The organism is Pseudomonas sp. PSPC3-2 (genome assembly GCF_049897085.1).
Lineage (GTDB): Bacteria > Pseudomonadota > Gammaproteobacteria > Pseudomonadales > Pseudomonadaceae > Aquipseudomonas > Aquipseudomonas paraveronii.
This window is the reverse complement of the sequence record NZ_JAFCVO010000001.1, coordinates 388,857-413,348: the sequence shown is the minus strand read 5'-3', so window position 1 is coordinate 413,348 and position 24,492 is coordinate 388,857. Positions and strand designations below refer to the sequence as shown.

The window sequence follows — 24,492 nt, the reverse complement described above, 5'->3', positions numbered from 1 at the left end:
TGACCCTTATACGGCCATCAAGTCCGCTTCTTTTTGCTTGGTGGCCGCATCGATATCAGCTTCGGCCTTGTCGGTCAGCTTCTGGATGTCGGCCGCCGCACGGCGCTCTTCGTCTTCGCTGATTTCCTTGTCCTTGACCAGCTTCTTCAGCTCGCCCAGGGCATCGCGACGGATGTTGCGCACGGCAACACGTGCATCTTCCGCTGCGCTGCGCGCCTGCTTGGTGAAGCCCTTGCGGGTTTCTTCAGTCAGGGCAGGCATGGAGATCAGCAGCAACTCGCCCAGGTTGGTCGGGTTGAGGTTCAGGCCGGCGCTCTGGATCGCCTTGTCGACCGCCGCGAGCATGTTGCGCTCAAAGGCTACGACTTGCAGGGTGCGCGAGTCTTTTACGGTGATATTGGCCACTTGGGTGATGGAGGTGTCCGTGCCGTAGTACGGCACCATCACGCTACCCAGAATGCTTGGGTGAGCCTTGCCGGTACGAATCTGACCAAATGCATGGTTCAGAGAGTCCAGGGATTTCTGCATACGCTCTTGAGCGTCTTTCTTGATTTCGTTGATCATTGTTGGCCTTCCTCGATCAGAGTCCCTTCCGCGCCGCCGTGTACGATGTTCAGCAGGGCACCGGGCTTGTTCATATTAAATACGCGCAGCGGCATCTTGTGGTCGCGGCACAGGCAAATTGCCGTCAGGTCCATCACGCCCAGCTTGCGATCCAGCACTTCATCGTAGGTCAGATGATCGAACTTCTCGGCATGCGGGTCTTTGAATGGATCTGCAGTGTAAACGCCGTCCACTTTGGTGGCTTTCAACACGACGTCCGCATCGATTTCAATCGCACGCAGGCATGCGGCCGAATCGGTAGTGAAGAACGGGTTGCCCGTACCAGCAGCGAAGATGACCACGTCTTTGGAGTTCAGGTGGCGCATGGCTTTGCGGCGATCATAGTGATCGGTCACGCCCACCATGGAAATAGCCGACATCACGATCGCCGAGATGTTGGCACGCTCCAGGGCATCGCGCATGGCCAGGGCATTCATCACAGTGGCCAGCATGCCCATGTGGTCGCCGGTGACCCGATCCATACCCGCAGCACTCAGTGCTGCACCGCGGAACAGGTTGCCACCACCAATCACCAGGCCGACCTGTACGCCGATGCCGACCAATTGGCCGACTTCCAGCGCCATGCGGTCGAGCACCTTGGGATCGATCCCGAACTCTTCCGAGCCCATCAGGGCCTCGCCGCTAAGCTTGAGTAGAATGCGTTTATAGCGAGCCTGATAACCACTGCCCTGCTGAGCCATTGCGAATCTCTCCTGCGGCGTATTTTTAAAAATTCTTGGCGAGCCGTTTACGGCTTGCGTTCACTCTAGCTGGACGCTGCTACAGCGCCATCGGAACACGGCTTTGTAAGCCAGTTCCGAGGGGAAGCCAAATAAAATCGACCTTCCCATTTGAAAAGAGGCTGCGCGCGTGAGCGGGCAGCCTCTTTCGGGCGACAGTTGAAAACTGTCTTATTGCTTGGCGGCAGCCAGCTGGGCAGCAACTTCTTCAGCGAAGTTGTCGACCGGCTTCTCGATACCGTCGCCTACCTTGTAGTAGGTGAAGGAAACGATTTCAGCACCGGCTTTCTTAGCCAGTTCGCCAACCTTGATTTCAGGGTTCTTGACGAACGCCTGCTCAACCAGGCTCGCTTCAGCCAGGAACTTGCTGATACGGCCTTTGATCATGTTTTCAACGATGTTCTCTGGCTTGCCCGCGATCTTGTCAGCGTTGAGGCTCAGGAACACGGCTTTTTCGCGCTCGATTGCGTCAGCAGACACTTCCGATGGCAGCAGGAATTCAGGGTTGCTGGCCGCTACGTGCATAGCGATGTCTTTGGCCAGTTCAACGTTGCCGCCTTTAAGGGCAACCACAACGCCGATTTTGTTGCCGTGCAGGTAACCGCCGACAACATCACCTTCAATGCGAGCCAGGCGACGGATGTTGACGTTTTCGCCAACCTTGCCGACCAGAACCAGGCGATCAGCTTCTTGAGCAGCGATCAGCGGCTCAACAGTGGTCAGCTTGTCGTCGAATGCTTTCTTGACGCTGGCAGCAACGAATGCCTTGAAGTCATCCTGCAGAGCCAGGAAGTCGGTCTGCGAGTTCACTTCCAGCAGAACAGCGACTTTACCGTCTTCAACCAGAGCGATAGCACCTTCAGCAGCTACGTTGCCTGCTTTCTTGGCAGCCTTGATGGCGCCCGAAGCACGCATGTCATCAATGGCTTTTTCGATGTCGCCGCCGGCCTTGGTCAAGGCCTTTTTGCAATCCATCATGCCTTCGCCGGTACGCTCACGCAGTTCTTTAACCAACGCTGCAGTAATCTCTGCCATTTCAAAATCCTCTTGGATAGGTTTTCAACCATTCCACCCGATCAAACGGGCGATCAATTCTTCCCGAATCTCCCTTGTAGGCCGCTGCACGTTACAGATGATGTAGCTGCGCTGCCGACAAATGGTTTTCGAGGGGGCAAAAAGGGGGCCAAGCCCCCTTTTTGCTTACTGAGTCAACGCCAGGGCGTCAATTACTCAGCTGCGGCTACCGGAGCTTCTTCAACGAACTGCTCGGTACCACCAGCAACGTGGTTGCGACCACGGATGACAGCATCAGCCATCGAACCCATGTACAACTGGATAGCGCGGATGGCGTCATCGTTGCCTGGGATGATGTAGTCAACGCCATCAGGGCTGCTGTTGGTATCGACTACGCCGATAACAGGAATGCCCAGTTTGTTGGCTTCGGTGATCGCGATGCGCTCGTGATCAACGTCGATAACGAACAGTGCGTCAGGCAGGCCGCCCATGTCCTTGATACCACCCAGGGAACGATCGAGCTTTTCCAGGTCGCGAGTGCGCATCAGCGCCTCTTTCTTGGTCAGCTTGGCGAAAGTACCGTCTTCGGCTTGCACTTCAAGGTCACGCAGACGCTTGATGGAAGCACGGATGGTTTTGAAGTTGGTCAGCATGCCGCCCAACCAGCGGTGATCGACGTACGGCGAACCGCAACGTGCTGCTTCTTCAGCAACGATCTTGCCAGCGGAACGCTTGGTGCCGACGAACAGAATCTTGTTTTTGCCCTGGGCCAGGCGCTCTACGAAAGTCAGAGCTTCGTTGAACATTGGCAGGGTTTTTTCAAGGTTGATGATGTGGATCTTGTTACGTGCGCCGAAAATGTATTTACCCATTTTCGGGTTCCAGTAACGGGTTTGGTGACCGAAGTGCACACCGGCCTTCAGCATATCGCGCATGTTGACTTGGGACATGATAGTTCCTTAATAAGTCGGGTTTGGCCTCCACGTATCCCAATGACCAACCAGCGGCATCAAGGCCTCCGGCACCCAGGTCATCGTGTCGACACGTGTGTGGATTTAAGCTCTGCGGGGTATCCCCGGAAAGCGGCGCATTTTATACCACACGAAGGGCAAAAACGAAACCCGCAATCACATTTGCCGCCAACGACTTTTGCGCAACCCTTTGAATAGCGCCACTATCACCCCACTTTATAGAGACAACCGACGGCCAGACGCTCATGATTTGCCGCCCGCGTCTGGTAGAATCAGGTTTTTTGGGGCTTGTGCGAATTCTGTAACCTTTTGCCGCACACCCGTAAACCGTATTGATTTCAGCGCCTCGCGCTAGAGAGAGCCTGTATGACTGTTACCTTGAAAACCGCCGAAGACATCGCTGGCATGCGCGTTGCCGGCAAACTGGCGGCCGACGTGCTGGAAATGATTGCCGAACACGTCAAGCCCGGCGTCACCACCGAAACACTGGACCGCATCTGCCACGACTATATAGTCGACGTGCAAAAGGCTATCCCTGCCCCGCTGAACTACAAGGGCTTCCCCAAGTCGATCTGCACCTCGATCAATCACGTGGTCTGCCACGGGATTCCAGGCGACAAGCCGCTGAAAGATGGCGACACCCTGAACATCGACGTCACGGTCATCAAAGACGGCTACCACGGTGATACCAGCCGCATGTTCCACGTCGGCACAGTGCCGGTCTGGGCCGAGCGCCTATCCCAGGTGACCCAGGAATGCATGTACAAGGCCATTGAAATCGTCAAACCCGGCTGCCGCCTGGGCGATATCGGTGAAGTGATCCAGAAGCACGCTGAAAAGAACGGCTTCTCGGTGGTTCGCGAGTTCTGCGGCCACGGCATCGGCAAGGTGTTCCACGAAGAGCCGCAGATCCTGCATTACGGCCGTGCCGGTACGGGCATGGAACTGAAAGCCGGCATGACCTTCACCATTGAGCCGATGATCAACCAGGGCAAGGCTGACACCAAGGTACTGGGCGACGGCTGGACCGCCATCACCAAGGACCGCAAGCTCTCCGCCCAGTGGGAACACACCCTGCTGGTCACCGACACCGGCTACGAAATCTTCACCCTGCGCGCGGACGACACAATCCCACGCATTTCGGCGTAACGGCTGCCCTGGTTTTCCCAAACTGTGTTGTGACTGACTGATAGCTAGAAAGGAAAGCCGAACGATGCCCCAGGTGGACCCCGAACTCTTCGACCGTGGCCAGTTCCAGGCCGAACTGGCGCTGAAGGCCAGCCCTATCGCCGCCTTCAAGAAGGCTATCCGCCAGGCCCGCGAGGTGCTCGACGAGCGCTTTCGCAGTGGCCGGGACATCCGTCGGCTGATCGAGGACCGTGCCTGGTTCGTCGATAACATCCTGCAAAAGGCCTGGGAACAGTTCAGTTGGAGCGAAGACGCCGATATCGCCCTGGTGGCGGTCGGCGGCTACGGCCGGGGTGAGCTGCACCCCTACTCCGACATTGATCTGCTGATCCTGCTGGACAGCGCCGACCATGAGATCTTTCGCGATTCCATCGAGCGCTTTCTGACCCTGCTGTGGGACATCGGCCTGGAAGTCGGCCAGAGCGTGCGTTCGGTGGCCGAATGCGCCGAAGAAGCCCGCGCCGACCTCACCGTCATCACCAACCTGATGGAAAGCCGCACCATCGCCGGCCCCGAGCGTCTGCGTCAGCGCATGCTCGAAGTCACCAGCACCACGCAAATGTGGCCGAGCAAGCACTTCTTCCTGGCCAAGCGCGCCGAGCAGAAAGCCCGGCACCACAAGTACAACGACACCGAATACAACCTGGAACCCAACGTCAAAGGCTCCCCCGGTGGCCTGCGCGATATCCAGACAATTTTGTGGGTCGCCCGTCGCCAGTACGGCACCCTGAACCTGCGCGCCCTGGCCGGTGAAGGCTTTCTGGTGGAGAGCGAAAACACCCTGCTCGCCTCGTCCCAGGAATTCCTCTGGAAAGTGCGCTACGCCCTGCACATGCTCGCCGGGCGTTCCGAAGACCGCCTGCTGTTCGACCATCAGCGGTCCATCGCCACCCTACTGGGTTTCGAAGGTGAAGACGCGAAGACCAGCATCGAAAGTTTCATGCAGCAGTACTACCGGGTGGTCATGAGCATTGCCCAGCTCAGCGACCTGATCATGCAGCACTTCGAAGAAGTGATCCTGGCCCCGGAAGACGAAGCGCCACCGCAGCCGATCAACGCGCGCTTCCAACTGCATGACGGTTATATCGAGGCGCGCAACGACAACGTGTTCCGCCGCACACCGTTCGCCATGCTGGAAGTTTTCGTGCTGATGGCCCAACAGCCGGAAATCAAAGGCGTGCGCGCCGACACGATTCGCCTGCTGCGCGAAAACCGTCACCTGATCGACGATGACTTTCGCAACGACATCCGTAACACCAGCCTGTTTATCGAGCTGTTCAAGTGCAAGATCGGCATCCACCGCAACCTGCGGCGGATGAACCGCTACGGCATCCTCGGGCGTTACCTGCCGGAGTTCGGCTTTATCGTCGGGCAGATGCAGCACGACCTGTTCCACATCTACACCGTGGACGCCCACACCCTGAACCTGATCAAGCACCTGCGTAAGCTGCAGTACTCCCAGGTTTCAGAGAAGTTCCCGCTGGCCAGTAAGCTAATGGCCAAGCTGCCCAAGCCCGAACTGATCTACCTGGCCGGCCTGTACCATGACATCGGCAAAGGCCGCCACGGTGACCATTCGGAAGTCGGTGCGGTCGACGCCGAGGCGTTCTGCCAGCGCCACCAGTTGCCGTTGTGGGACAGCCGCCTGATTGTCTGGCTGGTGCAGAACCACCTGGTGATGTCGACCACCGCCCAACGCAAGGACTTGTCCGACCCACAGGTGATCCACGACTTCGCCGGGATCGTCGGCGATGAGACCCGCCTCGACTACCTGTATGTGCTGACGGTTTCCGATATCAACGCCACCAACCCGACACTGTGGAACTCGTGGCGCGCGAGCCTGCTGCGCCAGTTGTACACCGAGACCAAGCGCGCCCTGCGCCGAGGCCTGGAAAACCCGGTGGACCGCGAAGAACAGATCCGCCGCACCCAAAGCGCGGCCCTGGATATCCTGGTGCGCGGCGGCAACGACCCAGACGACGTCGAGCAATTGTGGTCGCAACTGGGCGACGATTACTTCCTGCGCCACACCGCCGGCGATGTGGCCTGGCACAGCGACGCGATCTTGCAGCAACCGGCCGATGGCGGCCCGCTGGTGCTGATCAAAGAGACGACCCAACGCGAGTTCGAAGGCGGCACGCAGATTTTCATCTACGCCCCCGACCAGCATGACTTCTTCGCCGTGACCGTGGCGGCCATGGACCAGCTCAACCTGAACATCCACGACGCCCGGGTCATCACCTCCAGCAGCCAGTTCACCCTCGACACCTACATCGTGCTCGACACCGAAGGCGAGTCCATCGGCGATAACCCGGCGCGGGTGAAAAAGATCCGCGAAGGCCTGACCGAAGCGTTGCGCAACCCGGATGACTACCCGACCATCATCCAACGCCGCGTGCCGCGCCAGCTCAAGCATTTTGCGTTTGCGCCGCAGGTGACCATTTCCAATGACGCCCAGCGCCCGGTGACGGTGCTGGAACTCAGCGCACCGGATCGCCCGGGCCTGCTGGCGCGGATCGGCGGGATTTTCCTGGAGTTCGACCTGTCACTGCAGAACGCCAAGATTGCGACCCTCGGCGAGCGCGTGGAAGACGTGTTCTTCATTACCGATGCCGATAACCAACCGCTGTCCGACCCCGAGCTGTGCCGCCGCCTGCAGGATGCAATCGTCCAGCAACTGAGCGTGACCCAGGAACCCGGCGTCGAACTGACGCGCCTGACGATTTGATACTCGCCCAGTTTTTAACGCCTTGCATGAGATCCACCGATGAACAACGCCCTGAACCAGTTGCAGCCTTACCCGTTCGAAAAATTGCGCGCGCTGCTCGGCAGCGTGACGCCGAACCCGGACAAACGCCCAATCGCGCTGTCCATCGGCGAGCCCAAGCATAAATCACCGACATTCGTCGCCGAGGCGCTGAGCAATAACCTCGACCAGATGGCGGTGTACCCAACCACCCTGGGCATTCCAGCGCTGCGCGAAGCCATCGCGGCCTGGTGCGAACGCCGCTTCAATGTGCCCAAGGGCTGGCTGGACCCGACGCGTAACATTCTGCCGGTCAACGGCACCCGCGAGGCGCTGTTCGCCTTCACCCAAGCAGTGGTCAATCGCAGTGACGATGCACTGGTGGTGAGCCCGAATCCGTTCTACCAGATCTACGAAGGTGCCGCGTTCCTGGCCGGGGCCAAGCCGCACTACCTACCGTGCCTAGACGCCAACGGTTTCAACCCGGACTTCGACGCCGTGACGCCGGACATCTGGAAACGCTGCCAGATCCTGTTCCTGTGCTCCCCAGGTAACCCGACCGGCGCCTTGATCCCGGTCGACACCTTGAAGAAACTCATCGCCCTGGCCGACGAATATGACTTCGTGATTGCCGCCGACGAGTGCTACAGCGAACTGTACTTCGACGAGCAAAGCCCACCGCCGGGTCTGTTGAGCGCCTGCGTCGAACTGGGCCGCCAGGACTTCAAGCGCTGCGTCGTGTTCCACAGCCTGTCCAAGCGCTCCAACCTGCCGGGCCTGCGTTCCGGTTTCGTGGCCGGCGACGCCGACATCCTAAAGGCCTTCCTGCTGTACCGCACCTACCACGGCTGCGCGATGCCGGTGCAAACCCAACTGGCCAGCGTTGCGGCCTGGCAGGACGAAGCCCACGTCCTGGCCAACCGTGACCTGTACCGCGAGAAATTCGACGCGGTGCTGGCGATCCTCAAGCCGGTACTGGACGTGCAAGCCCCCGACGGCGGTTTCTACCTGTGGCCGAATGTAGACGGTGACGATGCCGCCTTCTGCCGCGATCTGTTTGTGCAAGAACACGTGACCGTAGTGCCAGGTTCGTACCTGTCGCGGGATGTAGATGGTGTCAATCCAGGTGCCGGCCGCGTGCGCATGGCATTGGTTGCGCCGTTGGCAGAGTGCGTGGAAGCGGCTGAGCGGATTCGCGACTTCATTCAGCGCAGGAAGTAACCTCTTCAACTTCCGCACTGTGCAACGCAGTGCGGGAACCTTCCTCATTCGCTCACCACCTATAGGCAAACCTCCGACGAGTAGCGCCTATGAGCCTAATCAGCCAGTCCCTCGCCCTTGCCCCCGCTTATCAGCCGTCCCCGAATAATGACATCACCCCTCCCGAACCTGCCGGGCGAACAAAAAGAGGCATCGCCGACAGCGACAAGCGCTGGCCGGACGGCGTGATCACCGTTGCGCTCGACCTGAGGGACGAAAAAAGCAAAGCGCTGGTGGTGGACGCTATCCGCGAATGGGCCCACCACACGCCGGCACTGCGCTTCAATATCGTCGATGGCAAGACCGGCGATATTCGTATTTCTGACGATGAAGGGCTCAAGGGCAATTGGTCCGCCATTGGCACGCAGGCCAGGCACATCGATGAAGATCAACCCACGATGCACCTCGACCGCACGGACGACTCGAAGAAGTTCCGCAGTACGGCCCTGCACGAATTCGGCCACGCCCTCGGGTTATTGCACGAGCACCAGCACCCGCAGAACACCCTGGATTGGGACAGGCCCCAGGTGTATGACTACTACACCAGCGACGCTTTCAGCGAAGCCATGGTACGCGAGCACATCCTTGAGCCAGACAACCGACCCGGCTTGCAGATCACCCCATACGATCCGCAGTCCGTGATGCATTATGAAATTCCGGCTGAATTGAGGCGCAACGGGCAGGCCATCCCTAAAAACACCACCCTTTCTGCGGGCGACCAGCAAGCAATCAGAAGGCTGTACCCCCCGGTCAACCCGACGTAGCGCGCGCAGCGGATAAACATAGGCTCACGTATTCACTCAATACCACCGGGAACTTTCCTGCAATTGGGACGAATTAACCACTGTCTCGTCCCGACCTGCCGCAGGAAACGTTCAATGATAAATCCCTCGCCTGAATCCTCTTATCCGCCTGGCACGCTCCGGCCGCCTGTCGAAAGCGCCGGTAGCGCCACGCCAACGCACAGTCTTTCGAGAAGCCGGCGCAATGTCGGTGAACCCGGCAAATACTGGCCCCAAAACACGACCCTCACGATCGCCATGTATGAGTATGAAATGGACGATAAATACGTGCTGGCCGTCAAAAAAGCCGCCAGCCATTGGCTGCCCCACATCAATCTGAAGTTTGATTTTGTCTCGGGCGAGCGAGGCGATATCCGTATCGCACAGAGCCCGCCGGGCGACGGCGGTGGCGGTGGCGCTTCATCCATAGGCACCGATGCGCGAAACATACCGTTTTGGATGCCGACCATGAGCCTGCCCATGAATCACAACGACCCCCGCTTCGAATACATCGTCATCCATGAATTCGGGCACATGCTGGGCGCCCATCACGCCCACCAGCATCCCGATGCCAACATCCCCTGGAACCGTGAAAATATCCAAGCGGCCTACCGAGGCACCACCAACCCGTATGCGGTACAGGACAACATCCTGCCGCTGACGCGGAGCAGCGCTTATGACTTGCTGCCTTATGACCCTGAATCGGTCATGCACTATGCCGTCAGCCCGGACCTGACCGATGGAAAGCGGGCGCACATCGACAACTGGTCACTGAGTGACGGAGACATTGCCTGGGCAAAAAAAGCCTACCCCGCCCCCCAAGCGGCGCCCACCCCCCCGGTGATCCGTCATCCACGCTTTCGTGATGCCGACTTCGACTGCACCGTTTAAGGCGTTGCGCACTCAGCGTCGGGGGCATGGGGCGCAGCGACAGCCAATTGCCTACTTCGGCGATCCCAGGTTCGCTTCACTCATATCCAGCTCGCTCAACACTTCCCTCAACACGTCATCCCCAATCCGGTGATGACGGCTCAGGCTATACAACTCCAAGCGCTGCGCGCGCAGGGCCTTGAGCCGCAGTTTTCGCTCCAGTTGGTCCATCTGCAACGCGAGCGCCTGGGCTTCGGCGGAGTCGTTAAAGACATCCAACTGATGCCGATATTCCGACATCAGTCGCGCCTTCAGCTCGGTAGCCAGTGCGGCCTGAGCGGCGTCCGCGGGAGCGCTCTCGGTAGGATCTTCGACCTCAAGCGCATGGATCGCGGCCACGGCGGTCTTTTTCCAAGCCTCGCGCACTTCATTGTGATGTTTTTCATCGGGGCTTTTTTCAATGCCTCGCAGCAGCAGCGGCAACGCAATACACGCCGCAACGAGCGACAGCAGGATTACCCCGGCCGCGATAAAGATCAACAGATCGCGCTGCGGGAATGCCTCGCCCGGCGCCAGCAGCAAGGGTACCGACATCACACCGGCCAACGTCACCGCCCCGCGCACGCCGCCAACGGTCAACAGCCAGCAGGAGCGCGCCGTCGGCACCAGGGTAAGCTCGCTTTTCCCACGCAGGCGCCGGAGCACACCCGACAGACGCCAGATGCTTTGCACCCAGATGAACCGCAATACCAACAGCACCAGGAAGATCGCGATCACGTCCAGGCAGCGATACAGCAGGGTCGGCCACAGCGTGGTTTCATGACTCACCACCGCCTTGATAATGTCCGGCAGTTGCAGACCCAATAGCAGGAAAATCAAGCCATTGAAGGCAAACTCCAGCAGCGACCACACACTGCGATTGAGCAAGCGCGTGCTGGTCTGGCGGGGCAGCAGGTCCAGCCAGCTTTGCATCATGCCCGCCGCCACCGCCGAGAGAATGCCCGATGCGCCCAGGCGTTCGGCCAGAACATAGGCGGCAAACGGCAGCAGCAACATGAACACAACGTGGGTGGCCGGGTCGTCCCACCCTCGCGCAATCATCCAGACACGCAGGCGCCCCACCAGCCAGCTCAACGCAATCCCAACCGCCAGACCGCCCATGGCCACCAGTACAAAGGTCAGGCTGGCATCCGCCAGGGAAAACACCCCGGTCAAGGCTGCCACCAGGGCGAACTTGAACGTCACCAGGCCCGTGGCATCGTTCATCAAGGCCTCGCCCTGGAGCATATGCATCAAGGGCGTGGGTAAACGGTTCTGGGAAATGGCCGACACCGCCACGGCGTCCGTCGGCGACAACACCGCCGCCAGGGCAAAGGCCACCGGCAACGGAATCGAAGGCAATAGCCAATGAATGAAGTAGCCGGCGCCGACCACGGTAAACAGCACCAGCCCTACCGCCAGCGTCAGAATCGGCCCGCGCAGGCGCCACAATTCGCGCTTGGGCATGCGCCAGCCATCGGAGAACAGCAGCGGCGGCAGGAACAGAAACAGGAACAACTCCGGGTCCAACGCGACATGCAGCCCCAGCGTGGGCCAGGCCAGCAAGGCCCCGGCGGCAATCTGCACGAGGGGTAACGGCAGCGGGATGACTCGCCAGACCAGACGCGAAACGCTGACCAGCATCAGCAGGATAAGAACGGTGTAGGCGGTTTGCATAACGCGGGTTTCCCGGACAATCGACTTGCAACGACGCACATCAGGCAACAACTCACCCTTGAAGTGCCATATTAGCCGCCTATGCTGTGCGATGGCTTTCGCACAATAGTCGCACTGGGCAATCCACGCTAGAGACGAGCGGCACCCAAACCCGCTGGTCGTGGCATAATCCGAGACCTTTCATTTTCATTGGTCCAAAGGGGGGCAATTCCTTGACCGTATCAAGCAAAACGTTGCACCTTTTCGGCATCAAAGCCTGCGACACCATGAAAAAAGCGCGCACCTGGCTCGACGAGCACGGCGTGAGCTATGCGTTCCACGACTACAAAACGGCCGGTATCGACCGCGAACACTTGACCCAATGGTGCAACGAGCACGGTTGGCAGGTGGTTTTGAACCGTGCGGGCACCACCTTTCGCAAACTCGAAGACGAACGCAAAGCCGATCTCGATCAGTCGAAAGCCATTGAATTGATGCTCGCACAACCGTCGATGATCAAGCGCCCAGTGCTTGATCTCGGTGACAGAACCCTGATTGGCTTCAAGCCAGACACTTATTCGGCGGCCCTCAAGTAGGCCAGCCATTCCATTTTTGTAGAGGTAACAGCATGTCCAATTCCCTGTTCAGCCTGGGCTTCGGCGTCGGCACTCAGAACCGCCAAGGTGCTTGGCTGGAAGTGTTTTACGCACAACCCTTGCTCCACCCGTCGGCAGAAATCGTCGCAGCCATCGCGCCGATCCTAGGTTACAGCGAAGGCAACCAGGCGATCACGTTCACCGTCGCCCAAGCCCTGCAACTGGCGGACGCACTCAAAGGCGTCGACGCGACCCAAGCGGCCCTGCTGAACCGCCTGGCTGAAAGCCATACCCCGCTGGTCGCCACCCTGCTGGCCGAAGACGCCGCACTGACCTCCACGCCTGAGGCCTACCTCAAGCTGCACCTGCTGTCCCATCGCCTGGTCAAGCCCCACGGCCTGAGCCTGGCCGGTGTATTCCCGCAGTTGCCGAACGTGGCCTGGACCAGCCAGGGCGCGATCGACATCAATGAGCTGGCCGAACGCCAACTGGAAGCGCGCCTGCGTGGCGAGCTGCTGGAAGTGTTCTCGGTGGACAAGTTCCCGAAAATGACCGATTACGTCGTACCAAGCGGCGTGCGTATCGCTGACGCGGCGCGTATCCGCCTGGGCGCCTACGTGGGCGAAGGCACCACCGTGATGCACGAAGGTTTCGTCAACTTCAACGGCGGCACCGAAGGCCCGGGCATGATCGAAGGCCGTGTCTCGGCAGGCGTATTTGTCGGCAAAGGCTCGGACCTCGGCGGCGGCTGCTCCACCATGGGCACCTTGTCGGGTGGCGGCAACATCGTGATCAAGGTCGGCGAAGGCTGCCTGATCGGCGCCAACGCCGGTATCGGTATCCCGCTGGGCGACCGCAACACCGTGGAATCGGGCCTGTACGTCACCGCCGGGACCAAGGTTGCGCTGCTCGACGAGCGCAACCAACTGGTTAAAGTGGTCAAGGCGCGTGAGCTGGCCGGCCAGCCGGACCTGCTGTTCCGCCGTAACTCCGAGACCGGTGCCGTGGAGTGCAAAACCCACAAATCGGCCATCGAACTGAACGAAGCGCTGCACGCTCACAACTAAGCAGCGACTCGATGCCACTAGCGAGCCCCGCACCGGGGCTCGCTTATACGAGTCTTGAACACCATGCTTGTGCCCTCCCCCTGGCGCGTCGACTTTCCGGCCATCGCCACCCTGCAACGGCAAGACCAGACCTATCTGGACAGCGCCGCCACCGCGCAAAAACCCCAAGCCCTGCTGGACGCGATCAGCCATTACTACACCAATGGCGCCGCCAACGTTCACCGTGCCCAACATTTGCCGGGCGCCCATGCGACCCAGGCCTTCGAGAACAGTCGCAGCAAGGTCGCGCAGTGGTTGAATGCAGGAGACAGCGGGCACATCGTCTTCACTCATGGCGCGACGTCGGCGCTGAACCTCTTGGCCTATGGCCTCGAGCACTTATTCAATGCGGGCGATGAAATTGTCATCAGCGCCCTGGAACACCACGCCAACCTGCTGCCCTGGCAGCAACTGGCCAAACGTCGCGCGCTGGAACTGGTGATCCTGCCCGTTGGCGACGACGGCATGATCGACCTTGAGGCCGCCGCCGCGCGGATCGGCCCGCGCACACGCCTGCTGGCGGTGAGCCAACTGTCCAACGTGCTGGGCACCTGGCAACCGCTGGAACACCTGCTGGCAATGGCCAAGGCCGAGGGCGCGCTGAGCGTGGTCGATGGCGCCCAGGGCATCGTCCATGGCCGCCACGACGTGCAAGCCCTGGGCTGCGACTTCTACGTATTTTCCAGCCACAAACTCTACGGCCCGGACGGCGTCGGCGTGCTGTATGGCCGCACCCAAGCCCTGCATCAGTTGCGCCACTGGCAGTTCGGCGGCGAAATGGTGCAACAGGCCGATTACCACAACGCCAGCTTCCGCCCTGCGCCGCTGGGGTTCGAGGCCGGCACCCCACCGATTGCCAGCGTGATCGGCCTGGGTGCCAGCCTGGATTACCTGAATTCACTGGGTCAACCGGCGGTCATCGCCCACGAAGCTGCGCTGCACGACTACCTGTTGCGCGGGCTGAAAGCGCGCAATGGCGTGCGCGTGCTCGGCGCGCCGCAGGTGGCGTTGGTCAGTTTCGTGGTGGAAGGCGTGCATAACGCCGATCTTGCTCACTTGCTGACCGAGCAGGGCATTGCCGTGCGCGCCGGCCATCATTGCGCAATGCCGCTGCTCAAGGCGATGCACTTGTCGGGGGCGATTCGCGTATCCCTGGCGCTGTACAACGATTCCGATGATCTGGAGCGCTTCTTTGACGCGCTGGACCAGGCGCTGGATATGCTGCGATGAGCCTGCCGGTCGAGGCAGTCAGCGCGCTTGAGTCGTTTCAGGCGGTGGGCAGTTGGGAGCAACGCGCGCGCCTGCTGATGCAATGGGGCGAGCGGCTGCCGGCATTGGCGGATGCAGACAAAGTCGACACCCACCTAGTGCAGGGCTGCGAGAGCCTGGTGTGGTTGGTGGGGCGTTTATCCGACGGCCATTGGCAGTTCGCCGCCAGCAGCGATGCGCGCATGATTCGCGGGCTGGTGGCGTTGCTGCTGGCGCGGGTCAACGGGCTCTCGGCTGCCGAGTTGCAGGCGGTCGACTTGCCGGATTGGTTCAATCAACTGGGGCTGTCGCGCCAGTTGTCGCCGTCGCGCAGCAATGGCCTGAATGCCGTGCTGCAGCGCATGCGCGAACTAAGCCGTACATAAAACCAAATGTGGGAGGGAGCTTGCCCCCGATAGCAGAGTGTCAGTCACTGAATACATTGACTGAACCGCCGCTATCGGGAGCAAGCCTCCTCCCACATTTGAATGAAGCAAGGCCTTGAGATTTAAGAAGGTTTGACTCGCTCGGAAGGCCGGCGCACCCCGGCCACAATCTTGTCCACCGCCTTGGTCGCCGCCACCATGCCGAAGGTGGCCGTCACCATCATCACCGCGCCAAACCCGCCGGCGCAGTCCAGCTTTACCCCGTCGCCAACAAAACTCTTTTGCAAACAGATGCTGCCGTCCGGCTTCGGGTAGCGCAGTTGCTCGGTGGAGAACACACACGGCACGCTGTAATGACGGGTCACCGTGCGCGAGAAACCATAGTCACGGCGCAGGGTGGAGCGCACTTTCGAGGCGAGCGGGTCGTTGAAGGTGCGGTTCAAGTCGCAGACCTGGATCAACGTCGGGTCGATCTGCCCGCCAGCACCGCCAGTGGTGATGATCTGGATCTTGCGGCGCTTGCACCAGGCGATCAGTGCCGCCTTGGCGTTGACGGCGTCGATGCAGTCGATCACGCAGTCGATGTTGGGGGTGATGTACTCGGCCATGGTGTCGCGGGTGACGAAGTCCGCCACCGCATGCACCGTGCAATCCGGGTTGATGCCGCGCAGGCGCTCAGCCATCACGTCGACCTTGGGTTTGCCCACGGTGCTGTCCAGGGCATGCAACTGGCGGTTGCTGTTGCTGACGCAAACATCATCCAAATCAAACAGCGAGATCTCGCCCACCCCACAACGGGCGATGGCTTCCGCCGCCCATGAGCCTACGCCGCCGACGCCAACGATCGCCACATGGGCCGCTTTCAAGCGCTCCAGGCCTTCAATGCCATACAACCGGGCGACGCCTGCAAACCGCGGATCTTCTGTACTCATGACCATTACCCCAAAAACCGGCGCGCATTATAGGGCTTTGCCACGACAAGTTCGAAACTTCGCGATACAAGTAAAGAACTTAGCTGGACATTCGCGGACTAACGTCCGGCTTTTCTCAGTCTGCTGTACGCTCAGGGAAGGGCCGGTGTAGGATGCGCGCCGTTCGGTGTAGGCCGACACCTCTTTTCGTTCCACACCTTTTGGAACCCGAAATCACCATGTCATCGCGTAAATTTGGACTCAACCTGGTGGTGGTGCTGGCAATTGCCGCACTGTTCACCGGCTTCTGGGCGCTGATCAACCGCCCGGTCACCACCCCCAACTGGCCTGAACAGATCTCCGGTTTTTCCTACTCGCCGTTTCAGCAAGGCCAGTACCCACAGAAAGACCAGTACCCGACCGACGACCAGATGCGTCAGGATCTTGCGATCATGAGCAAGCTGACGGACAACATCCGTACCTACTCGGTCGACGGCACCCTGGGGGATATCCCCAAGCTGGCGGAAGAGTTCGGCCTGCGCGTCACCCTGGGGATCTGGATCAGCCCGGACCTGGAGCGCAACGAACGCGAGATCCAGCGCGCCATCGAGATCGCCAACAGCTCGCGCAGTGTCGTGCGCGTGGTGGTCGGCAACGAAGCGCTGTTCCGTGAAGAAATCACCCCTGAAGCACTGATCGTGCTGCTGGATCGCGTGCGCGCCGCCGTCAAGGTGCCGGTGACCACCTCCGAGCAGTGGCACATCTGGGAGCACAACCCGCAGTTGGCCAAGCACGTCGACCTGATCGCCGCGCACATCCTGCCGTACTGGGAACACATTCCGGTGGCCCAGGCCGGCCAATTCGTACTCGACCGTGCACGGGATCTGAAGAAGGCCTTCCCGAAAAAGCCGCTGCTGCTGTCGGAAGTCGGCTGGCCGAGCAACGGCCGCATGCGTGGCGGTGCTGATGCGTCCCCCGCCGACCAGGCAATTTACCTGCGCACGCTGGTCAACAAGCTCAACCGCCAGGGCTTCAACTACTTCGTGATCGAGGCCTTCGACCAGCCGTGGAAAGCCAGCGACGAAGGCTCGGTCGGCGCTTACTGGGGCGTGTACAACGCCGCACGCCAGCAAAAATTCAACTTCGAAGGGCCAGTGGTCGCGATCCCGCAATGGCGCGTGCTGGCCATCGGCTCGGTGGTGCTTGCACTGCTGTCGTTGACCCTGCTGATGATCGACGGCTCGGCCCTGCGTCAACGCGGCCGGACCTTCCTGACTTTTACCGCGTTCCTGTGCGGCTCGGTGCTGGTGTGGATCGGCTACGACTACAGCCAGCAATACAGCACCTGGTTCAGCCTGACGGTGGGTTTCCTCCTGGCACTCGGCGCCCTGGGCGTGTTTATCGTGCTGCTGGCCGAAGCCCATGAACTGGCGGAAGCGGTCTGGACCCACAAGCGTCGGCGTCAATTCCTGCCGGTCGTGGGGGACTCGGACTACCGTCCGAAAGTGTCGATCCATGTGCCGTGCTACAACGAGCCGCCAGAGATGGTCAAACAGACCCTCGATGCCCTGGCCGCCCTCGACTATCCGGACTACGAAGTCCTGATCATCGACAACAACACCAAGGACCCGGCGGTGTGGGAACCGGTGCGCGACTACTGCGCAACCCTGGGCCCACGCTTCAAGTTCTTCCACGTTTCGCCCCTGGCCGGGTTCAAGGGCGGCGCGCTGAACTACCTGATCCCGCACACCGCCAAGGATGCCGAAGTGATCGCGGTGATCGACTCGGACTACTGCGTGTCGCCGAACTGGCTCAAGCACATGGTGCCGCACTTCGCCGACCCGAAAATCGCCGTGGTGCAGTCGCCACAGGATTATCGCGACCAGAACGAAAGCACCTTCAAGAAGCTCTGCTACGCCGAATACAAAGGCTTCTTCCATATCGGCATGGTCACCCGCAACGACCGCGACGCGATCATCCAGCACGGCACCATGACCATGACCCGTCGCTCGGTGCTCGAAGAGCTGGGCTGGGCCGACTGGTGCATCTGCGAAGACGCCGAACTTGGCCTGCGTGTGTTCGAGAAAGGCCTGTCGGCCGCGTATTACCCCGACAGCTACGGCAAAGGCCTGATGCCCGACACCTTCATCGACTTCAAGAAACAGCGTTTCCGCTGGGCCTATGGCGCGATCCAGATCATCAAGCGTCACACCGCCAGCCTGTTGCGCGGCAAGGACACCGAGCTGACTCGTGGCCAGCGCTACCACTTCCTCGCGGGCTGGTTGCCGTGGGTGGCGGATGGCATGAACATCTTCTTTACCGTCGGCGCGCTGTTGTGGTCGGCGGCGATGATCATCGTGCCGACCCGGGTCGACCCGCCGCTGCTGATTTTCGCGATCCCGCCGTTGGCGTTGTTCGTGTTTAAGGTGGGCAAGATCATCTTCCTGTACCGCCGCGCCGTGGGGGTAAACCTCAAGGATGCGTTCTGTGCGGCCCTGGCCGGGTTGGCGTTGTCGCACACCATCGCCAAAGCGGTGCTGTATGGCTTCTTCACCACCAGCATTCCGTTCTTTCGTACACCGAAAAACGCGGATAACCACGGCTTCTGGGTAGCGATTTCCGAAGCCCGCGAAGAGATGTTCATCATGCTGCTGTTGTGGGGCGCTGCGCTGGGCATCTACCTGGTGCAGGGCCTGCCGAGCGCCGACATGCGCTTCTGGGTGGTGATGCTGCTGGTGCAATCACTGCCGTATGTGGCGGCGTTGATCATGGCGTTCCTGTCGTCGCTGCCCAAACCGGCGCCGAAGGCAGAGCCGGCCACCGCGCTGTAAAAACTTGCGCAATGCACTAAACGGCGGCCTCTGGCCGCCGTTTTGCTATAAGATAACGGCCGTTTTGTGTGCCTTGCCTGCTCACCTATAAAAGCTCCGGAGTTCCCCCCATGACGGCCCATGCCGACCTTTCGCCGACCCTTCAACTTGCCATCGACCTGATCCGCCGCCCCTCGGTGACGCCGATCGACGCCGATTGCCAAAAGCTGATGATGCAGCGCCTGGGCGACGCCGGTTTCCAGCTTGAGCCGATGCGCATCGAAAACGTGGACAACTTCTGGGCCACCCACGGCAAGCACGACGGCCCGGTGCTGTGCTTTGCCGGCCACACCGACGTGGTCCCGACCGGCCCGGTGCAGGCCTGGCAGAACGACCCGTTCGACGCGCTGATCGACGACCACGGCATGCTCTGCGGCCGTGGCGCGGCGGACATGAAAGGCAGCCTGGCGGCGATGCTGGTGGCATCGGAGCGCTTTGTGCAGGACTACCCGGACCACACGGGTTCGGTGGCCTTCCTGATCACCAGCGATGAAGAAGGCCCGGCGCACCACGGCACCAAGGCCGTGATCGAACGCCTGGCCGCGCGCAAAGAGCGTCTGGACTGGTGCATCGTCGGCGAACCGTCAAGCACCAGCCTGGTCGGCGATGTGGTCAAGAACGGCCGTCGTGGCTCGCTCGGCGCCACCCTGACCGTGCGCGGCGTGCAAGGTCACGTGGCCTACCCGCACCTGGCGAAGAACCCGATCCACCTGGCCACCCCGGCACTGGCTGAACTGGCCGCCGAGCATTGGGACGACGGCAACAGCTTCTTCCCGCCGACCAGCTTTCAGATCTCCAACCTCAACGCCGGCACCGGCGCCACCAACGTGATCCCCGGCGAGCTGACGGCGGTGTTCAACTTCCGCTTCTCCACCGAATCCACCGTGGACGGCCTGCAACAGCGGGTTGCCGCGATCCTCGACAAGCACGGCCTGGACTGGCACGTGGAGTGGGCGCTGTCCGGCCTGCCGTTCCTCACCGAGCCGGGCGCCTTGCTCGATGCGGTGTCTGCCAGCATCAAGGCGATCACTGGCCGCGAGACCCAGGCGTCCACCAGCGGTGGCACGTCCGACGGGCGCTTCATTGCGACCCTGGGCACCCAGGTGGTCGAGTTGGGCCCGGTCAACGCGACGATCCATCAGGTCAACGAACGCATTCTGGCCAGCGACCTCGACGTGCTGACCGAGATCTACTACCAGACCCTGATCAAGTTGCTCGCCTGATGCTAGCCTGCCCCATTTGCAGCGCACCGCTCAACGCGGTGGACAATGGCGTGGCGTGCCCGGCCGGGCACCGTTTCGACCGCGCGCGCCAGGGTTACCTGAACCTGTTGCCGGTGCAGCATAAAAACAGCCGCGACCCGGGCGATAACCTCGCCATGGTCGAGGCGCGCCGCGACTTCCTCAACGCCGGGCACTATGCCCCGGTGGCCAAGCGCCTGGCACAACTGGCCGCGGAACAAGCACCGCAGCGCTGGGTGGACATCGGCTGTGGCGAGGGTTACTACACCGCCCAAATCGCCGACGCCCTGCCCCACGCCGACGGCTATGCCCTGGATATTTCCAAGGAAGCGGTCAAGCGTGCGTGCAAGCGCAACCCGGCGCTGACCTGGTTGATCGCCAGCATGGCCCGCGTGCCGTTGGCCGATGCCAGTTGCCAGTTTCTCGCCAGCGTGTTCAGCCCGTTGGACTGGCAAGAGGCCAAACGCCTGCTCAGCCCCGGCGGCGGCTTGATGAAAGTCGGCCCGACCCGCGGCCACCTGATGGAGCTGCGCGAGCGGTTGTACGACGAAGTGCGCGAGTACACCGACGACAAACACCTGGCCCTGGTGCCGGACGGTATGAGCCTGCAGCACAGCGAAACCCTCGAGTTCACGCTGAGCCTGGCGGAGCCGAAGGACCGTGCCAACCTGCTGGCCATGACGCCTCACGGCTGGCGCGCCAGCGCCGAGCGCCGCACCGAGGTGATCGAGGCCGTCGAACCGCTGCTGGTCACCGTATCGATGCGCTACGACTATTTCGTGCTTCAATAACCGACTTTTCGGGCACTACGCCCACCCTGAATCCGCGAATGGATTTTCGAATCCCGCAACGAGGAACATCCATGCGCCAACCTGATATCGAGATTTACCTGAAGGACGCCGACGTCGACTACAAGGCCATCGCCGCCTGGCTGGGCGCCGCCCTGGGTCCTTGCTCCGACTGGGTCCAACGCGGCCAGACCTACAAGTGCAAAGCCGGCGACGTGCCGGTGACCTGGCTGCCCAAGGCGGTAGGCAAATGGAACAGCCTGTTCCTGGAAAGCGACAAAACCCCGTGGGAAGACGACATCGCCTGCGCCCGCGCCGCCTTTGCCGCGCTGAACGTTGAAGTGCGTTGCGCGCCGGGGAGTTGGGTAGAGGAAGAAGGTGAGGAAAGCGCCGACACCTGGATTCGGATCAGCACAGACGGTGAAGAGCAAATCACCTGGAAAACCACCTGATCTGAATGTGTGAACCCAATCAAAATGTGGGAGGGGGCTTGCCCCCTCCCACATGGCTTCTAGGCTGTAACAAAAATCCGCATTACAAACCGACTACATCCTCCGCCTGCAAGCCCTTCTCGCCGCTCACCACGGCGTATTCCACCTGCTGGCCTTCGGCCAGGGAACGGTGACCTTCACCGCGAATGGCGCGGTAGTGTACAAACACATCCTTGCCGTCTTCACGCTGAATAAAACCATACCCCTTGGCATCGTTGAACCACTTCACATTACCGGTTTCGCGCGTTGTCATCTGTTCACTCCCACATGATTGTTATTGTTGAGTCGCTCGCGTTGAACTGCCGAGTATATGACAGGCTCAAAAACGATCAACTCAACTTTACATCGCTGCTTTTTTGCCGATTTTCGGCGAATACGGCACACTACCCGCCCGAGCACTTGCTCGGTTTTTTCCACTTGAAGCAGCTCGCCTATGACCCGCTCCCCGTTCCGCCGTCTGGTGTTTGGCACCTTGCGCCGACTGTTGTACCTCTGGGTTCGCTCAGAGACGATCAACCAGTCGGCCCTTACCCTTAACCTCGACCGCAGCCGGCCGGTGTTCTACGTCCTGCAATCACCCTCGCTCACCGAATTGGCCGTGGTCGATACCGAGTGCACCAAGGCCGGCCTGCCGCGCCCGGTGCTGCCGGTAGCGGTCGGCCCGTTGCTGGAACCTGCGGCATTCTTCTACCTCACGCCGGAGCCCGACTGGCTCGGCCGCCAGGACAAGCGCGGCGCGCCGCCCACCCTGACCCGCCTGGTCAACACCCTCAGCGCACACGCACAAGAGAATGCACAAATCATTCCGGTCAGCGTGTTCTGGGGGCAGTCGCCCGACAGCGAGTCCAGCCCCTGGAAACTGCTGTTCGCCGACAGCTGGGCCGTCACCGGGCGCCTGCGCCGGCTGCTGAGCATCCTGATTCTAGGGCGCAAGACCCGCGTGCAATTCTCCGCGCCAATCAACCTGCGTGAATTGATCGAGCACAATAAAGGCCACGAACGCACCGTGCGCATGGCCCAACGCATCCTGCGCGTACACTTTCGTAACCTGAAAACCGCAGTGATCGGCCCCGACCTGTCCCACCGCCGTAACCTGGTGAAGGGCCTGGTGAATATGCCGCTGGTGCGCCAGGCCATCCTTGATGAAGCTGAACGCGAGAAGATCAGCCCGGAAAAAGCCAAGGCCCAGGCGCTGCGCTACGGCAATGAAATTGCCTCGGACTACACCTACACCGCGATCCGCTTCCTGGAAGTGGTGCTGAGCTGGTTCTGGAACAAAATCTACGACGGCATCAAGGTCAACAACATCGAGGGCGTGCAAAAGGTTGCCCAGGGTTACGAAGTGATCTACGTCCCCTGTCACCGTAGCCACATCGACTACCTGCTACTGTCCTACCTGCTGTTCAAGAACGGCCTGACACCGCCGCACGTTGCCGCCGGCATCAACCTGAACATGCCGGTGATCGGCAGCCTGCTGCGCCGCGGCGGTGCGTTTTTCATGCGGCGCACCTTCAAGGGCAACCCGCTGTACACCTCGGTGTTCAACGAGTACCTGCACACCCTGTTCACCAAAGGTTTCCCGGTGGAGTACTTCGTCGAAGGCGGACGCTCGCGCACCGGGCGCATGCTGCAACCGAAAACCGGCATGCTGGCGATCACGTTGCGCAGTTTCCTGCGCTCCTCGCGTATGCCGATCGTGTTCGTGCCGGTGTATATCGGCTATGAGCGAGTGCTCGAAGGCCGCACCTACCTCGGTGAGTTGCGCGGCGCGAGCAAGAAGAAAGAGTCGATCTTCGATATTTTCAAGGTCATCGGTGCGCTCAAGCAGCGTTTTGGCCAGGTCGCCGTCAACTTCGGTGAACCGATCAAACTGGCGCAATTCCTCGATGCCGAGCAACCGGGCTGGCGCGCACAGGAACTGGGGCCGCACTACAAACCGGCGTGGCTCAACCAAACCACCAACCGCCTCAGCGAACAGGTGGCGCGCCATTTGAACGAAGCGGCCGCGATCAACCCGGTGAACCTGGTGGCCCTGGCGTTGCTGTCGACCACGCGCCTGGCCCTGGATGAACAGGCCATGGCCCGCCAGTTGGACCTGTACCTGGCGCTGCTGCGCCGTGTGCCCTACTCGCCCCATACCACCCTGCCCGAGGGTGATGGCATGGCGCTGATCAAGCACGTCAAGGACATGAACCTGCTGTCGGAACAGAGCGATGCCCTCGGCAAGATTCTGTACCTGGACGAGCAAAACGCCGTCCTGATGACCTACTACCGCAATAACGTGCTGCACATCTTTGCCTTGCCGGCGCTGCTGGCGAGCTTCTTCCAGAGCAGCTCGCGCATGAGCCGCGAGCAGATTCTGCGCTACACCCATGCGCTGTACCCGTACCTGCAATCGGAGCTGTTTATCCGCTGGTCGCTGGAGGAACTGGACCCGGTGGTCGACCAATGGCTGGAGGCGTTTGTCGAACAAGGCCTGCTGCGCTTCGAGAACAACGTGTACCTACGCCCGGCGCCAAGTTCGCGGCACTTTGTGCTGCTGACACTGCTGTCCAAAAGCATCGCCCAGACCCTGCAACGCTTCTACATGGCGATCTCGCTGTTGCTCAACAGCGGCCAGAGCAGCATCAGCGCCGAAGAGCTGGAAGACCTGTGTACGATCATGGCCCAGCGCCTATCGATCCTGCATGGACTCAACGCCCCGGAGTTCTTCGACAAGAGCCTTTTCCGACATTTTATTCAGACGTTGCTGGAGCAAGATGTGCTGCGCCGCGACGAAGCCGGCAAGTTGAGCTATCACGACCAGCTCGGTGAACTGGCTGAAGGCGCGGCGAAACGGGTGCTGCCGGCCGAGATTCGCTTGTCGATCCGTCAGGTCGCGCTGCATCGCGTCGACGGCGCGGCCGAAGCGCCGGTCGAAGCTGAAGCCCTCAAACCGGAATAAAGCCGCTAGATCGAATAAGGCGTCGCAGGATTACGGCGCCGT

Annotated in this window: 21 protein-coding genes; 14 read left to right on the top strand and 7 right to left on the bottom strand. The window is 60.8% G+C overall.

The features are described from left to right. Positions 1 to 6: 6 nt before the first annotated feature. From frr to rpsB, 4 genes are all read right to left on the bottom strand, one after another. Positions 7 to 564: a ribosome recycling factor gene (frr, locus tag ACP7CJ_RS01860; RefSeq protein ID WP_276196847.1), complete on the bottom strand. Its 558-nt coding sequence runs from the start codon at positions 562 to 564 to the stop codon at positions 7 to 9. Beyond that, entirely contained in the window at positions 561 to 1,304 is a 744-nt protein-coding gene (gene pyrH / locus ACP7CJ_RS01855; protein WP_095077480.1) for a UMP kinase, read from the bottom strand. The genes frr and pyrH overlap by 4 nt, the downstream gene beginning before the upstream one ends. 210 nt (positions 1,305 to 1,514) lie before the next feature. Then, positions 1,515 to 2,378, bottom strand: a complete 864-nt coding sequence (tsf, locus tag ACP7CJ_RS01850; RefSeq protein WP_247399514.1) for a translation elongation factor Ts — start codon at positions 2,376 to 2,378, stop codon at positions 1,515 to 1,517. Between the two features lie 191 nt (positions 2,379 to 2,569). Beyond that, complete coding sequence (gene rpsB / locus ACP7CJ_RS01845) at positions 2,570 to 3,307, bottom strand: 30S ribosomal protein S2 (protein ID WP_048719953.1); 738 nt, start codon at positions 3,305 to 3,307, stop codon at positions 2,570 to 2,572. A gap of 387 nt (positions 3,308 to 3,694) precedes the next feature. Here rpsB and map point away from each other — a divergent pair, with 387 nt between their 5' ends. The 5 genes from map to ACP7CJ_RS01820 all read left to right on the top strand — a co-directional run bounded on the left by map (position 3,695) and on the right by ACP7CJ_RS01820 (position 10,195). Next, a complete protein-coding gene (gene map / locus ACP7CJ_RS01840; protein ID WP_017844739.1) occupies positions 3,695 to 4,477 on the top strand; it encodes a type I methionyl aminopeptidase in 783 nt (260 codons plus the stop codon). Between the two features lie 64 nt (positions 4,478 to 4,541). Next, positions 4,542 to 7,244 (top strand): [protein-PII] uridylyltransferase, encoded by a 2,703-nt coding sequence (locus ACP7CJ_RS01835; RefSeq protein WP_426099568.1) that lies wholly within the window; start codon positions 4,542 to 4,544, stop codon positions 7,242 to 7,244. A gap of 39 nt (positions 7,245 to 7,283) precedes the next feature. Further along, positions 7,284 to 8,483, top strand: coding sequence for a succinyldiaminopimelate transaminase (gene dapC / locus ACP7CJ_RS01830; protein WP_426099569.1), 1,200 nt, complete (start codon positions 7,284 to 7,286; stop codon positions 8,481 to 8,483). A gap of 89 nt (positions 8,484 to 8,572) precedes the next feature. Beyond that, a complete protein-coding gene (locus ACP7CJ_RS01825; RefSeq protein WP_276196844.1) occupies positions 8,573 to 9,286 on the top strand; it encodes a M12 family metallopeptidase in 714 nt (237 codons plus the stop codon). A 291-nt stretch (positions 9,287 to 9,577) separates the two neighbouring features. Then, entirely contained in the window at positions 9,578 to 10,195 is a 618-nt protein-coding gene (locus tag ACP7CJ_RS01820; RefSeq protein ID WP_426099570.1) for a M12 family metallopeptidase, read from the top strand. 51 nt (positions 10,196 to 10,246) lie between these two features. Here the strand turns inward: ACP7CJ_RS01820 and ACP7CJ_RS01815 are convergent, their stop codons facing one another. Further along, positions 10,247 to 11,890 (bottom strand): Na+/H+ antiporter, encoded by a 1,644-nt coding sequence (locus ACP7CJ_RS01815; protein ID WP_276196842.1) that lies wholly within the window; start codon positions 11,888 to 11,890, stop codon positions 10,247 to 10,249. 212 nt (positions 11,891 to 12,102) lie between these two features. On the opposite strand from ACP7CJ_RS01815, the gene ACP7CJ_RS01810 reads away from it, so the two are divergent. From ACP7CJ_RS01810 to ACP7CJ_RS01795, 4 genes are all read left to right on the top strand, one after another. Further along, complete coding sequence (locus ACP7CJ_RS01810; protein WP_276196841.1) at positions 12,103 to 12,465, top strand: ArsC family reductase; 363 nt, start codon at positions 12,103 to 12,105, stop codon at positions 12,463 to 12,465. Positions 12,466 to 12,497: 32 nt separating this feature from the next. Then, on the top strand, positions 12,498 to 13,532 hold the full coding sequence (gene dapD, locus ACP7CJ_RS01805) for a 2,3,4,5-tetrahydropyridine-2,6-dicarboxylate N-succinyltransferase (RefSeq protein WP_247399528.1): 1,035 nt from the start codon (positions 12,498 to 12,500) through the stop codon (positions 13,530 to 13,532). A gap of 63 nt (positions 13,533 to 13,595) precedes the next feature. Beyond that, positions 13,596 to 14,801 carry an aminotransferase class V-fold PLP-dependent enzyme gene (locus tag ACP7CJ_RS01800; RefSeq protein ID WP_426099571.1) on the top strand — a complete coding sequence of 402 codons (1,206 nt, stop codon included), beginning with the start codon at positions 13,596 to 13,598 and terminating at the stop codon, positions 14,799 to 14,801. Then, positions 14,798 to 15,205, top strand: a complete 408-nt coding sequence (locus ACP7CJ_RS01795) for a SufE family protein (protein WP_247399533.1) — start codon at positions 14,798 to 14,800, stop codon at positions 15,203 to 15,205. The genes ACP7CJ_RS01800 and ACP7CJ_RS01795 overlap by 4 nt, the downstream gene beginning before the upstream one ends. A gap of 122 nt (positions 15,206 to 15,327) precedes the next feature. Here the strand turns inward: ACP7CJ_RS01795 and tcdA are convergent, their stop codons facing one another. Beyond that, positions 15,328 to 16,137, bottom strand: a complete 810-nt coding sequence (gene tcdA, locus ACP7CJ_RS01790; RefSeq protein WP_426099572.1) for a tRNA cyclic N6-threonylcarbamoyladenosine(37) synthase TcdA — start codon at positions 16,135 to 16,137, stop codon at positions 15,328 to 15,330. A gap of 218 nt (positions 16,138 to 16,355) precedes the next feature. Here tcdA and ACP7CJ_RS01785 point away from each other — a divergent pair, with 218 nt between their 5' ends. From ACP7CJ_RS01785 to ACP7CJ_RS01770, 4 genes are all read left to right on the top strand, one after another. Continuing rightward, positions 16,356 to 18,947 (top strand): glycosyltransferase, encoded by a 2,592-nt coding sequence (locus ACP7CJ_RS01785; protein ID WP_276196839.1) that lies wholly within the window; start codon positions 16,356 to 16,358, stop codon positions 18,945 to 18,947. A 110-nt stretch (positions 18,948 to 19,057) separates the two neighbouring features. Next, positions 19,058 to 20,209: a succinyl-diaminopimelate desuccinylase gene (dapE, locus tag ACP7CJ_RS01780; protein ID WP_426099573.1), complete on the top strand. Its 1,152-nt coding sequence runs from the start codon at positions 19,058 to 19,060 to the stop codon at positions 20,207 to 20,209. Then, entirely contained in the window at positions 20,209 to 21,018 is an 810-nt protein-coding gene (locus tag ACP7CJ_RS01775) for a putative RNA methyltransferase (RefSeq protein WP_426099574.1), read from the top strand. Before dapE ends, ACP7CJ_RS01775 begins: the two co-directional genes overlap by 1 nt. A gap of 71 nt (positions 21,019 to 21,089) precedes the next feature. Next, a complete protein-coding gene (locus ACP7CJ_RS01770; protein ID WP_276196836.1) occupies positions 21,090 to 21,467 on the top strand; it encodes a hypothetical protein in 378 nt (125 codons plus the stop codon). 82 nt (positions 21,468 to 21,549) lie between these two features. Here the strand turns inward: ACP7CJ_RS01770 and ACP7CJ_RS01765 are convergent, their stop codons facing one another. Continuing rightward, positions 21,550 to 21,759, bottom strand: coding sequence for a cold-shock protein (locus ACP7CJ_RS01765; RefSeq protein WP_017844724.1), 210 nt, complete (start codon positions 21,757 to 21,759; stop codon positions 21,550 to 21,552). A gap of 180 nt (positions 21,760 to 21,939) precedes the next feature. Between ACP7CJ_RS01765 and plsB the strand changes: the two genes are divergently transcribed. Next, a complete protein-coding gene (plsB, locus tag ACP7CJ_RS01760) occupies positions 21,940 to 24,450 on the top strand; it encodes a glycerol-3-phosphate 1-O-acyltransferase PlsB (RefSeq protein WP_426099575.1) in 2,511 nt (836 codons plus the stop codon). The last annotated feature ends 42 nt before the right edge of the window (positions 24,451 to 24,492 follow it).